At 70.3% G+C, this 12,414-nt stretch carries 11 protein-coding genes; all 11 read left to right on the forward strand.

Features of this window, described 5'->3' with window-relative positions; genetic code table 11:
* The first annotated feature begins 1 nt into the window (after nt 1).
* From ACFV88_RS29275 to nuoL, 11 genes are read left to right on the forward strand one after another with little or no spacing between them, the layout of a single operon-like run.
* Complete coding sequence (locus ACFV88_RS29275) at nt 2-556, forward strand: NuoB/complex I 20 kDa subunit family protein (RefSeq protein WP_385494988.1); 555 nt, start codon at nt 2-4, stop codon at nt 554-556.
* Nucleotides 553-1,287 (forward strand): NADH-quinone oxidoreductase subunit C, encoded by a 735-nt coding sequence (locus ACFV88_RS29280; protein WP_385494990.1) that lies wholly within the window; start codon nt 553-555, stop codon nt 1,285-1,287. The genes ACFV88_RS29275 and ACFV88_RS29280 overlap by 4 nt, the downstream gene beginning before the upstream one ends.
* Complete coding sequence (locus ACFV88_RS29285) at nt 1,287-2,609, forward strand: NADH-quinone oxidoreductase subunit D (protein WP_385494991.1); 1,323 nt, start codon at nt 1,287-1,289, stop codon at nt 2,607-2,609. The genes ACFV88_RS29280 and ACFV88_RS29285 overlap by 1 nt, the downstream gene beginning before the upstream one ends.
* 44 nt (nt 2,610-2,653) lie before the next feature.
* Nucleotides 2,654-3,445: an NADH-quinone oxidoreductase subunit NuoE gene (gene nuoE / locus ACFV88_RS29290; RefSeq protein ID WP_385494992.1), complete on the forward strand. Its 792-nt coding sequence runs from the start codon at nt 2,654-2,656 to the stop codon at nt 3,443-3,445.
* Nucleotides 3,442-4,803, forward strand: a complete 1,362-nt coding sequence (gene nuoF / locus ACFV88_RS29295) for an NADH-quinone oxidoreductase subunit NuoF (RefSeq protein WP_385494993.1) — start codon at nt 3,442-3,444, stop codon at nt 4,801-4,803. Before nuoE ends, nuoF begins: the two co-directional genes overlap by 4 nt.
* Nucleotides 4,800-7,316 carry an NADH-quinone oxidoreductase subunit G gene (locus ACFV88_RS29300; RefSeq protein ID WP_385494994.1) on the forward strand — a complete coding sequence of 839 codons (2,517 nt, stop codon included), beginning with the start codon at nt 4,800-4,802 and terminating at the stop codon, nt 7,314-7,316. The genes nuoF and ACFV88_RS29300 overlap by 4 nt, the downstream gene beginning before the upstream one ends.
* On the forward strand, nt 7,313-8,707 hold the full coding sequence (nuoH, locus tag ACFV88_RS29305; protein ID WP_385494995.1) for an NADH-quinone oxidoreductase subunit NuoH: 1,395 nt from the start codon (nt 7,313-7,315) through the stop codon (nt 8,705-8,707). The genes ACFV88_RS29300 and nuoH overlap by 4 nt, the downstream gene beginning before the upstream one ends.
* Nucleotides 8,700-9,395 carry an NADH-quinone oxidoreductase subunit NuoI gene (gene nuoI, locus ACFV88_RS29310; protein ID WP_385494996.1) on the forward strand — a complete coding sequence of 232 codons (696 nt, stop codon included), beginning with the start codon at nt 8,700-8,702 and terminating at the stop codon, nt 9,393-9,395. The genes nuoH and nuoI overlap by 8 nt, the downstream gene beginning before the upstream one ends.
* The gene (locus tag ACFV88_RS29315; RefSeq protein WP_385494998.1) at nt 9,392-10,204 is read left to right on the forward strand and encodes an NADH-quinone oxidoreductase subunit J; all 813 of its coding nucleotides are present in this window, start codon (nt 9,392-9,394) and stop codon (nt 10,202-10,204) included. The genes nuoI and ACFV88_RS29315 overlap by 4 nt, the downstream gene beginning before the upstream one ends.
* On the forward strand, nt 10,201-10,500 hold the full coding sequence (gene nuoK, locus ACFV88_RS29320) for an NADH-quinone oxidoreductase subunit NuoK (protein WP_385494999.1): 300 nt from the start codon (nt 10,201-10,203) through the stop codon (nt 10,498-10,500). The genes ACFV88_RS29315 and nuoK overlap by 4 nt, the downstream gene beginning before the upstream one ends.
* A gap of 14 nt (nt 10,501-10,514) precedes the next feature.
* Nucleotides 10,515-12,413: an NADH-quinone oxidoreductase subunit L gene (gene nuoL / locus ACFV88_RS29325; protein ID WP_385495000.1), complete on the forward strand. Its 1,899-nt coding sequence runs from the start codon at nt 10,515-10,517 to the stop codon at nt 12,411-12,413.
* Nucleotide 12,414 lies beyond the last annotated feature (1 nt).

The raw sequence follows: 12,414 nt of genomic DNA on the forward strand, positions 1-12,414 counted from the left end.
CATGGGACTCGAAGAGAAACTGCCGAGCGGATTTCTGCTGACCACCGTCGAACAGGCCGCGGGCTGGGTGCGCAAGGCGTCCGTCTTCCCCGCCACCTTCGGCCTCGCGTGCTGCGCGATCGAGATGATGACGACGGGCGCGGGCCGCTACGACCTCGCGCGCTTCGGCATGGAGGTGTTCCGCGGTTCACCGCGCCAGGCCGACCTGATGATCGTCGCCGGACGCGTCAGCCAGAAGATGGCGCCCGTGCTGCGGCAGGTCTACGACCAGATGCCGAACCCCAAGTGGGTCATCTCGATGGGCGTCTGCGCGTCCTCGGGCGGCATGTTCAACAACTACGCGATCGTCCAGGGCGTCGACCACGTCGTGCCCGTGGACATCTACCTGCCGGGCTGCCCCCCGCGGCCCGAAATGCTGCTGGACGCGATCCTCAAGCTGCACGAGAAGATCCAGACCTCCAAGCTCGGCGTCAACGCCGAGGAGGCGGCCCGCGAGGCGGAGGAAGCGGCCCTCAAGGCGCTCCCGACCATCGAGATGAAGGGGCTGCTGCGATGAGCGAGGGCAACGGCGTGAACCCCGACCGGGAACTCAACGCCCAGAACCTGCCGGGCCAGCGCGGCGACCACGGCGAGGAGATCCGCGTCCAGCGCGGCATGTTCGGCGCCGGGGGCACCGGGGACACCTCCGGCTTCGGCGGGCTGGTCCGCTCGGTGCGGCTGCCCGGCGAGGCCAACCGCCCCTACGGCGGCTGGTTCGACGAGGTCGCCGACGAACTCGAAGGCGCCCTGGAGGAACAGGGGCTCGTCCCCGAGGAGGCGATCGACAAGACGGTCGTCGACCGCGACGAGTTGACCTTCCACATCGAGCGCGGCTACCTGGTGCGCGTCGCCCAGATCCTGCGCGACGACCCGGCGCTCCGCTTCGAACTGTGCACCGGCGTCAGCGGGGTGCACTACCTCGGGGACCGGGGCCGCGAACTGCACGCCGTCTACCACCTGCGCTCGATCACCCACAACCGGTTGATCCGCCTGGAGGTCTCGGCCCCCGACGCCGACCCGCACATCCCCTCGCTGGTCCGCGTCTACCCCACCAACGACTGGCACGAGCGCGAGACGTACGACTTCTTCGGCATCGTCTTCGACGGCCACCCCGCGCTCACCCGGATCATGATGCCGGACGACTGGCAGGGCTTCCCGCAGCGCAAGGACTACCCCCTGGGCGGCATCGCCGTCGAGTACAAGGGCGCCCAGATCCCGGCTCCCGACCAGCGGAGGTCGTACTCCTGATGACCACTTCATCTGCCTTCCCGAGGGAAACGACCGAAGGCGCCGTCTACACGGTCACCGGCGGGGACTGGGACGAGATCGTCGAGTCCGCCTCCAAGGCCGACGACGAGCGCATCATCGTCAACATGGGTCCCCAGCACCCCTCCACGCACGGGGTGCTGCGACTGATCCTGGAGATCGACGGGGAGACGGTCACCGAGGCCCGCTGCGGCATCGGCTACCTCCACACCGGCATCGAGAAGAACCTCGAATACCGGACCTGGACCCAGGGCACCACCTTCGTGACCCGCATGGACTACCTGACGCCGTTCTACAACGAGGCGGCGTACTGTCTGGCGGTCGAGAAGCTGCTCGGCATCGAGGACGAGGTCCCCGACCGGGCCACCGTGATCCGAGTGCTCCTGATGGAGCTCAACCGGCTGTCGTCGCACCTGGTCTGCATCGCCACCGGCGGCATGGAACTCGGCGCGACCACCATCATGATCTACGGCTTCCGCGACCGCGAACTCATCCTCGACATCTTCGAACTGATCACCGGCCTCCGGATGAACCACGCGTTCATCCGGCCCGGCGGACTCGCCCAGGACCTGCCCCCCGGCACGATCGACCACCTGCGCGACTTCCTCAAGAAGATGAAGAAGAACCTCCCCGAGTACGACAAGCTCGCCACCGGGAACCCCATCTTCAAGGCCCGCATGCAGGACGTCGGATACCTCGACCTCACCGGCTGCATGGCCCTCGGCGCCACCGGACCCGTACTGCGCTCCGCCGGCCTCCCGCACGACCTGCGCAAGTCCCAGCCGTACTGCGGCTACGAGACGTACGACTTCGAGGTCCCGACCGCCGACACCTGCGACTCCTACGGGCGCTTCCTGGTCCGGCTGGAGGAGATGCGGCAGTCACTGCGGATCGTCGAGCAGTGCATCGACCGGCTGGAGCCCGGACCGGTCATGGTCGCGGACAAGAAGATCGCCTGGCCCGCCCAGCTCGCCCAGGGCCCGGACGGACTCGGCAACTCCCTCGACCACATCAAGAAGATCATGGGCACCTCCATGGAGGCCCTGATCCACCACTTCAAGCTGGTGACCGAGGGCTTCCGGGTCCCCGCCGGCCAGGTGTACACCGCCGTCGAGTCGCCCAAGGGCGAACTCGGCGTGCACGTGGTGTCCGACGGCGGCACCCGCCCCTTCCGGGTCCACTTCCGCGACCCGTCCTTCACCAACCTCCAGGCCATGGCGGCGATGTGCGAAGGCGGCCAGATCGCCGACGTCATCGTCGCCGTCGCATCCATCGACCCCGTGATGGGAGGCGTCGACCGGTGACCGCCACACCCGCTCACCCCGCACCCCGGGAGGTGGGCCTGGGCATGCCCCAGCTGCCCGCCGCCGACTACCCGGCCGACGTCCGCGCCCGACTCGAAGCGGACGCCGGGGAACTGATCGCCCGCTACCCCGACTCCCGCTCCGCGCTCCTGCCGCTGCTGCACCTCGTGCAGGCCGAGGAGGGGTACGTCACCCGGACCGGTATGCGGTTCTGCGCCGACGTGCTCGACCTGACCACCGCCGAGGTCACCGCCGTCGCCACCTTCTACTCGATGTACCGGCGCAAGCAGGGCGGTGACTACCAGGTCGGCGTCTGCACCAACACCCTGTGCGCCGTCATGGGCGGCGACGCCATCTTCGAGAGCCTGAAGGAACACCTCGGCGTCGACAACAGCGAGACCACCGAGGACGGCACGGTCACCCTCGAACACATCGAGTGCAACGCGGCCTGCGACTTCGCCCCGGTGGTGATGGTCAACTGGGAGTTCTTCGACAACCAGACCCCCGCCTCCGCCCGGCGCCTCGTCGACGACCTGCGCACCGGCGCCACCGTCGAGCCCACCCGCGGCGCCCCGCTGTGCAGCTTCAAGGAGACCTCCCGCATCCTCGCCGGCTTCCCCGACGAGCGCGCCGGAGCCGTGGACGCGACCGGCGGCGCCGGCCCCGCGTCCCTGATCGGACTGCGCCTGGCCCGCGGCGAGTCCGCCGCACGCGTCGTCCACCCGCGCGCCGGACACCACGACCCGCACGCACCGCAGACCCCGCAGGACACGCCGGCACCCGACCCGTCACACCCGGCGGGCCCGGCCAGCGGGGACACCGAGGAGGGAGCGTGATGACCTTGGCGCCGGAGATCAGCCACAGCAACCCGGAGAAACTGCTCTCACCGGTTCTGTCGGCCTTCTGGGACGAGGAGAAGTCCTGGTCACTGGACGTCTACCGACGGCACGAGGGCTACGAAGGGCTCCGCAAGGCCCTCGCCATGTCGCCCGACGACGTCATCGCCTACGTCAAGGAATCCGGCCTGCGCGGCCGGGGCGGCGCGGGCTTCCCCACCGGGATGAAGTGGCAGTTCATCCCCCAGGGAGACGGCAAACCCCACTATCTAGTTGTCAACGCGGACGAATCGGAGCCCGGGACCTGCAAGGACATCCCGCTCCTCTTCGCCAACCCGCACTCCCTCATCGAGGGCATCGCCATCGCCTGCTACGCCATCCGCTCGCAGCACGCCTTCATCTATCTGCGCGGTGAGGTCGTCCCCGTGCTGCGCAGACTGCACGAGGCCGTGCGCGAGGCGTACGACGCGGGCTTCCTCGGCAAGGACGCCCTCGGCAGCGGCCTCGACCTCGACGTCGTCGTCCACGCCGGCGCCGGCGCGTACATCTGCGGCGAGGAGACCGCTCTCCTGGACTCGCTGGAAGGTCGCCGCGGCCAACCGCGACTGCGCCCCCCCTTCCCTGCCGTCGCGGGCCTGTACGCGTGCCCCACTGTGGTGAACAACGTCGAGTCCATCGCTTCGGTTCCCGCGATCCTCAACCGGGGCAAGGAGTGGTTCCGTTCGCTCGGCAGCGAGAAGTCCCCGGGCTTCACCCTGTACTCGCTCAGCGGCCACGTCGCCGGCCCCGGCCAGTACGAGGCACCCCTGGGGATCACCCTGCGTCAACTGCTCGACATGAGCGGCGGGATGCGCCCCGGACACCGCCTCAAGTTCTGGACGCCCGGCGGCTCCTCCACCCCGATCCTCACCGAGGAACACCTCGACGTCCCGCTCGACTACGAGGGCGTCGCCGCCGCCGGCTCCATGCTCGGCACCAAGGCGCTCCAGTGCTTCGACGAGACGACCTGCGTGGTGCGCGCGGTGACCCGCTGGACCGAGTTCTACGCCCACGAGTCCTGCGGCAAGTGCACCCCCTGCCGCGAAGGCACCTACTGGCTCGTCCAGTTGCTGCGCGACATCGAGGCCGGCCGCGGACTGATGCGCGACCTCGACAAGCTGAACGACATCGCCGACAACATCAACGGCAAGTCCTTCTGCGCCCTCGGCGACGGAGCCGCGTCGCCGATCTTCTCCTCGCTCCAGCACTTCCGCGCCGAGTACGAGGAGCACATCACCGGTCGGGGCTGCCCCTTCGACCCCGCCCGGTCCACCGCCTGGGCCGACAACCCCGCCGACACCACGGAGGTGAACGCATGACGGTCACCACGAGCACCCCCTCCGGGGGCGGCGACGCGGTGCTCCCGCCCGTGGACCTCGTCACCCTGACCGTCGACGGCGTCGAGATCAGCGTGCCCAAGGGCACCCTGGTGATCCGCGCCGCCGAACTCCTCGGGATCGAGATCCCCCGCTTCTGCGACCACCCCCTGCTCGACCCCGCGGGCGCCTGCCGCCAGTGCATCGTCGAGGTGGAGGGCCAGCGCAAGCCCATGGCCTCCTGCACCATCACCTGCACCGACGGGATGGTGGTCCGCACCCAGGTCACCTCCCCGGTCGCTGAGAAGGCGCAGCGCGGGGTGATGGAGCTGCTGCTCATCAACCACCCGCTGGACTGTCCCGTCTGCGACAAGGGCGGCGAGTGCCCGCTCCAGAACCAGGCCATGTCGGTCGGTGCCCCGGACACCCGCTTCGAGGGCAGGAAGCGCACCTACGAGAAGCCCGTCCCCATCTCCACCCAGGTGCTCCTCGACCGCGAGCGCTGCGTGCTGTGCGCCCGCTGCACCCGCTTCAGCAACCAGATCGCCGGCGACCCGATGATCGAACTCGTCGAGCGGGGCGCCCTGCAACAGGTCGGCACCGGCGAGGGCGACCCCTTCGAGTCGTACTTCTCCGGCAACACCATCCAGATCTGCCCGGTCGGCGCGCTCACCTCGGCCGCCTACCGGTTCCGCTCCCGCCCCTTCGACCTGGTGTCCTCGCCCAGCGTGTGCGAACACTGCTCCGGCGGCTGCGCCACCCGCACCGACCACCGGCGCGGCAAGGTCATGCGCCGCCTCGCGGCCGACGACCCCGAGGTCAACGAGGAGTGGATGTGCGACAAGGGCCGCTTCGGGTTCCGCTACGCCCAGCGGCCCGACCGGCTCACCCACCCGCTGGTCCGCAACGCCGACACCGGTGAACTGGAGCCCGCGAGCTGGCCGGAGGCGCTGGACGCGGCGGCCCGCGGACTGGCCGCGGCCCGCGGCCGGGCCGGGGTGCTGGCCGGCGGGCGACTGACCGTGGAGGACGCCTACGCGTACGGCAAGTTCGCGCGGGTGGCCCTCGACACCAACGACGTCGACTTCCGGGCCCGGGTGCACAGCGCCGAGGAGGCCGACTTCCTGGCCGCCCGGGTCGCCGGCCGCGGCCGGGACCTCGACGGCAGCGGACTCACGTACCGCACGCTGGAGCGGGCGCCCGCCGTGCTCCTCGTCGGCTTCGAGTCCGAGGAGGAGGCCCCCGGGGTCTTCCTGCGGCTGCGCAAGGCGTGGCGCACCCACGGACAGCGGGTGTTCGCGCTCGCCACCCACGCCAGCCGGGGACTGGTGAAGGCGGGCGGCACCCTGCTGCCGGCCGCCCCCGGCACCGAGACCGAGTGGCTGGACGCCCTGGCCACCGGGATCGGTCTGGAGGCCGGTGGCACCGGGGCCGCCGAGGCGCTGCGCACCGAGGGGGCCGTGCTGGTCGTCGGCGAACGCCTCGCCGGGGTCAAGGGCGGTCTGACGGCCGCCGCGCGGGCCGCCACCGCGACCGGCGCCCGACTGGTGTGGATCCCGCGCCGGGCCGGTGAACGCGGTGCGGTCGAGGCGGGCGCCCTGCCGACCCTGCTGCCGGGCGGCCGGCCGGCCACCGACCCGCGGGCCCGCGAGGAGGTCGCCGCGGCCTGGGGCCTCGCCGAACTCCCGCACCGCCGGGGTCGGGACACCGCCGAGATGGTGGCGGCTGCCGCGGACGGAGTCCTCGGCGCCCTGCTGGTCGGCGGGGTCGAGGTCGAGGACCTCCCGGACCCGGCGCGCGCCCGTGCCGCGCTCGACGGGGCCGCGTTCGTGGTCAGCCTGGAACTGCGGCCCAGCGAGGTCACCGACCGCGCGGACGTGGTGCTGCCGGTCGCGGCGGTCGCCGAGAAGGCCGGCACCTTCCTCAACTGGGAGGGCCGCGCCCGGCCGTTCGAGGCCGCGCTCAAGCCCGACCAGATGGCCCGCCGGGTCGCACCCACCGATGCGCGCGTCCTCCAGATGCTCGCCGACGCGATGGACGTCCACCTGGGCCTGCCGGACCTCGCCACCCTGCGCCGGGAGGTGGACCGGCTCGGCGGCTGGAGCGGTCCGCGGGCCGACGACCCGGTGACCGCCGGCGCCGCGCTGCCCCGCCCGGCCGCCGGTGAGGCCGTGCTCGCGGGCCACCGGATGCTGCTCGACCGGGGCCGGCTCCAGGACGGTGACGACGCGCTCGCCGGGACCCGGCACGCCGTCGTCGCCCGGCTCTCGGCGGCCACCGCGGCCGAGGCGGGCGTCGCGGACGGCGAGGTCCTCACCGTCACCGGGCCCGCGGGCAGCACCGCGCTGCCGTTGCAGGTGACCCGGATGCCCGACCGGGTGGTGTGGCTGCCGCTCAACTCGGCGGGCGCGGGCGTCGCCGCCGACACCGGGGCGCTGCCCGGCGCCCTGGTCCGGATCGGCCCGGCGGACCCGCCGGCGTCGGCGTCACAGGAGGGTACGGAGGTGGAGTCATGACGCCCCCGGCGCTGACGTCGCTCGCCCTGGAAGACCTGTCCATGTTCGGCCGCGACCCGTGGTGGCTGGTGGTCATCAAAGCGGTGTTCTGCTTCGCCTTCCTGATGGTGACCGTGCTGGTGTCCATCGTCTGGGAGCGCAAGGTCGTCGCCTGGATGCAGTTGCGGATCGGCCCCAACCGGCACGGCCCGTGGGGCATGCTCCAGTCGCTCGCCGACGGCATCAAGCTGATGCTCAAGGAAGACCTCATCGTCAAGCGCGCGGACAAGGTGGTCTACGTCCTCGCGCCGATCGTCGCGGCGGTGCCCGCGTTCATGGCGATCGCGGTGATCCCGTTCGGCCCCGCCGACAACCAGGTGTCCATCTTCGGGCAGCGCACCACGATGCAGCTCACCGACCTGCCGATCGCGATGCTGTACGTGCTCGCGGTCGCCTCGGTCGGCATCTACGGCATCGTGCTGGCCGGCTGGAGCTCCGGATCGACGTACCCGCTCCTCGGCGGCCTGCGGTCCTGCGCGCAGATGATCTCGTACGAGATCGCCATGGGCGCGGCGTTCGCGTCGGTGTTCCTGTACTCCGGCTCGATGTCCACCTCGGCGATCGTGGACGCCCAGGCGGACCGCTGGTTCGTGGTGCTGCTGCCGGTGTCGTTCCTGATCTACGTGGTCACCATGGTCGGCGAGACCAACCGGGCGCCGTTCGACATGCCGGAGTCCGAGGGCGACCTGGTCGGCGGCTTCAACACCGAGTACTCGTCGATCAAGTTCGCGATGTTCATGCTCGCCGAGTACGTGAACATGGTGACGGTCTCCGCGGTGTCGGTGACGTTGTTCCTGGGCGGCTGGCGGGCCCCGTACCCGATCAGCACGTTCTGGGAGGGCGCCAACCAGGGCTGGTGGCCGATGCTCTGGTTCATCGTCAAGGTCCAGCTGCTGTTGTTCTTCTTCATCTGGCTGCGCGGCACCCTGCCCCGCGTCCGCTACGACCAGTTGATGAAGCTCGGCTGGAAGGTCCTGATCCCGGTCTCCGTGGTGTGGCTGATGCTCGTCGCCACCGTGCGGACCCTGCGCAACGAGAACTACGACTTCGCCGACATCGCGCTGTACGTCGGCGGCGGCATCCTCACCCTGTTGTTGCTGTCGATCGTGGTGGACATCTTCCGCGATCGCGGCCGGGCCCGGACCGCCGCCGAACAGGCCGTGGAACCGCCCGCGTTCGACCCGTTGGCGGGCGGGTTCCCGGTGCCCCCGCTGCCCGGCCAGGAGCTGCCGGCCGTGCCGCGCAGGCGTTCGCGGCGGGAGCGGGAGCTCGTCACCAGCGGCGGGCCGGACCCGACGAGCGAGCAACCCGTGGGCGGCACCACCGACGGAAAGGAGGCGTCCGATGGCTGAGCGATCCCCCGAGCCGGACGACACCCAGGCGGCCAAGCAGGGGTTCCAGAACCCCGTGGCGGGCTTCGGCGTGACGTTCAAGGCGATGTTCAAGAAGCGGCTGACCGAGCAGTACCCGGAGCAGCCGAAGACCACGGCGCCCCGCTTCCACGGCCGTCACCAGCTGAACCGGCACCCGGACGGCCTGGAGAAGTGCGTGGGCTGCGAGCTGTGCGCCTGGGCGTGCCCGGCCGACGCCATCTACGTGGAGGGCGCCGACAACACCGAGGAGGAGCGCTACTCGCCCGGTGAGCGCTACGGCCGCGTCTACCAGATCAACTACGCCCGCTGCATCCTGTGCGGGCTCTGCATCGAGGCGTGCCCCACCCGGGCGCTGACGATGACCAACGAGTTCGAGTTGGCGGACAGCAGCCGCGAGAACCTGATCTACACCAAGGAACAGCTCCTCGCCGGCCTGGACGAGGGCATGGTCGACAGCCCGCACTCGATCTTCCCGGGCGCCGACGAACAGGACTACTACAAGGGCCTGATCACCCGTGCAGCTCCGGGGACGGTGCCCCAAGCGGCCGTCTCCAAGGGGGAGAAGCCCGAGGGCGACGAGTCCGCCCAGGCCGCCGGGGGCGGTGTGCCCGAGCCGTCGGCACAGCGCACTTCGGCGGCCCGGCGGGCGGAAGGGAGCCAGGCGTGAACCAGCTCGCCGCCGCCACGTCGACGGGTGAGGCGATCCAGTTCTGGATCCTCGGAACGGTCGCCGTCATCGGCGCACTGTGCACGATCCTGATGCGCAAGGCGGTGCACAGCGCGCTCTGTCTCGCCGGGACCATGATCATCCTGGCGGTGTTCTACCTCGCCAACGGCGCGTACTTCCTCGGGATCGTCCAGATCGTCGTCTACACCGGCGCGATCATGATGCTGTTCCTCTTCGTGGTCATGCTCGTCGGCGTGACCGCCGCGGACTCCCTCAAGGAGACCATCAAGGGCCAGCGCTGGTTGGCCGTGGCCTGCGGCCTCGGCTTCGGCGCCCTGCTGATCGGGGGGATCGGCAACGCCGCGATCACCGAGTCGCAGGGCCTCGCCCAGGCCAACGCCGGCGGCAACGTCGAGGGGCTGGCCGCCCTCATCTTCACCAAGTACGTCTTCGCCTTCGAGATCACCGGCGCGCTGCTGATCACGGCGACCGTCGGCGCCATGGTGCTCACCCACCGGGAGCGCACCGAGCGGGCGAAGACCCAGCGCGAGCTGGCCGAGCAGCGGGTGCGCGCGAACACGCACGTGCCGCCGCTGCCCGCGCCGGGCGTCTACGCCCGGCACAACGCCGTCGACATCGCCGGTCTGCTGCCGGACGGCACCCCGTCCGAACTGACCGTCAACCAGACGCTGCGCGCGCGGGGCCAGATCCGTGACGTGTCCCGGGACGCGCTCGACGACCTGAAGGCCATCGAGCGGAGCTCCGAGGACCGGCTGGAGCGGACCCGGCCCGAGGAGGCGTCGAAGTGAACCCGATCAACTACCTGTACCTCGCCGCCCTGTTGTTCACCATCGGGGCCACCGGCGTACTGATCCGACGCAACGCGATCGTGGTGTTCATGTGCATCGAGCTGATGCTGAACGCCTGCAACCTCGCGCTCGTCGCCTTCTCCCGGATGCACGGCAACCTCGACGGGCAGATCATCGCGTTCTTCACGATGGTCGTCGCCGCCGCCGAGGTCGTGGTCGGGCTCGCGATCATCGTGTCGCTGTTCCGTTCCCGGCATTCGGCCTCGGTCGACGACGCCAGCCTGATGAAGCTGTAAGGGGACCCTGAATCGTGGAGAACCTGATCGCGCTGCTGGTCGCGGCGCCCCTGCTCGGAGCGGCGGTCCTGCTCTGCGGCGGCCGTCGGCTCGACCGCACCGGCCATCTGCTCGGCACGGCCTTCGCCGGTGCGTCGTTCGTCATCGGTGCGGTGCTGTTCGCGGGACTCCTCGGCCGGAGCGCCGACGACCGCACGCTGTACCAGCACCTGTTCAGCTGGATCCCCGTCGAGGGCTTCCAGGCGGACATCGCCTTCCAGCTCGACCCGCTGTCGATGACCTTCGTCCTGCTGATCACCGGTGTGGGCACCCTGATCCACGTCTACTCGATCGGCTACATGGAGCACGACGAGCGGCGCCGCCGCTTCTTCGGCTACCTCAACCTGTTCCTCGCGGCGATGCTCCTGCTGGTGCTCGCCGACAACTACCTGCTGCTGTACTTCGGTTGGGAGGGCGTGGGCCTCGCCTCGTACCTGCTGATCGGCTTCTGGCAGCACAAGCCCAGCGCGGCGACCGCCGCCAAGAAGGCGTTCCTGGTCAACCGGGTCGGTGACATCGGCCTGTCCATCGCGATCATGCTGATGTTCACCACCTTCGGGACCTTCGCCTTCGGGCCGGTCCTGGCGTCCACCGGGGAGGTCTCCGAGGGCACGCTCACCGCGATCGGCCTGATGCTGCTGCTCGCGGCCTGCGGCAAGTCCGCGCAGGTGCCGCTCCAGTCCTGGCTGGGGGACGCGATGGAGGGCCCCACCCCGGTCTCCGCGCTGATCCACGCGGCGACCATGGTGACCGCCGGCGTCTATCTGATCGTGCGCTCCGGGGCCATCTTCAACGCCGCCCCGGACGCGCAGCTGGTCGTCGCCATCGTCGGCACGGTGACGCTGCTGTTCGGTGCGATCGTCGGTTGCGCCAAGGACGACATCAAGAAGGCGCTCGCCGGTTCGACCATGTCGCAGATCGGCTACATGGTGCTCGCCGCGGGTCTCGGCCCGCTGGGCTACGCCTTCGCGATCATGCACCTGGTGACGCACGGCTTCTTCAAGGCCGGGCTGTTCCTGGGGGCCGGGTCCGTGATGCACGGCATGAACGACGAGGTCGACATGCGCAAGTACGGCGGCCTGCGGAAGTACATGCCGGTCACCTTCGTCACCTTCGGCCTCGGCTACCTCGCGATCATCGGCTTCCCCGGTCTGTCCGGCTTCTTCTCCAAGGACAAGATCATCGAAGCGGCGTTCGCCAAGGGCGGCGTCGAGGGCTGGATCTTCGGGGGCGCGGCCCTGCTGGGCGCGGTCATCACCGCGTTCTACATGACCCGCGTGATGATCATGACGTTCTTCGGTGAGAAGCGCTGGCAGCCCGATGCGGACGGCAACCCGCCGCACCCGCACGAGTCGCCCCGCTCGATGACCATCCCCATGATCGTCCTGGCCTTCGGTTCGGTGTTCGCGGGCGCCCTGTTCAGCATCGGCGACCGCTTCCAGCACTGGCTGGAGCCCGTCATCGGCCACACCGAGCACGGGAACCCGCCGCTCAGCGCCCTGACCATCACCCTGGCCACGGTCGTCGCACTCGTCCTCGGCGCCGGCGTCGCCTACGTCATGTACGGTCGCCGCCCCGTTCCGGTTCTCGCTCCGCGCGGCTCCCTGCTCACCCGCGCCGCCCGTCGCGACCTCCTCCAGGACGACTTCAACCACGTCGTCCTGGTCCGCGGCGGCGAGCACCTCACCCGCTCCCTGGTGTACGTCGACCACACCCTGGTCGACGGGGTCGTCAACGGCACCGCCGCCTCCGTCGGTGGACTGTCGGGGCGGCTGCGCAGACTCCAGAACGGTTACGCGCGCTCGTACGCGGTCTCGATGTTCGGCGGCGCGGCTGTCCTCATCGCCGCGACCCTGCTCATGAGGGCGGTCTGAA

The organism is Streptomyces sp. NPDC059816, assembly GCF_042732055.1.
Classification (GTDB): Bacteria; Actinomycetota; Actinomycetes; order Streptomycetales; family Streptomycetaceae; genus Streptomyces.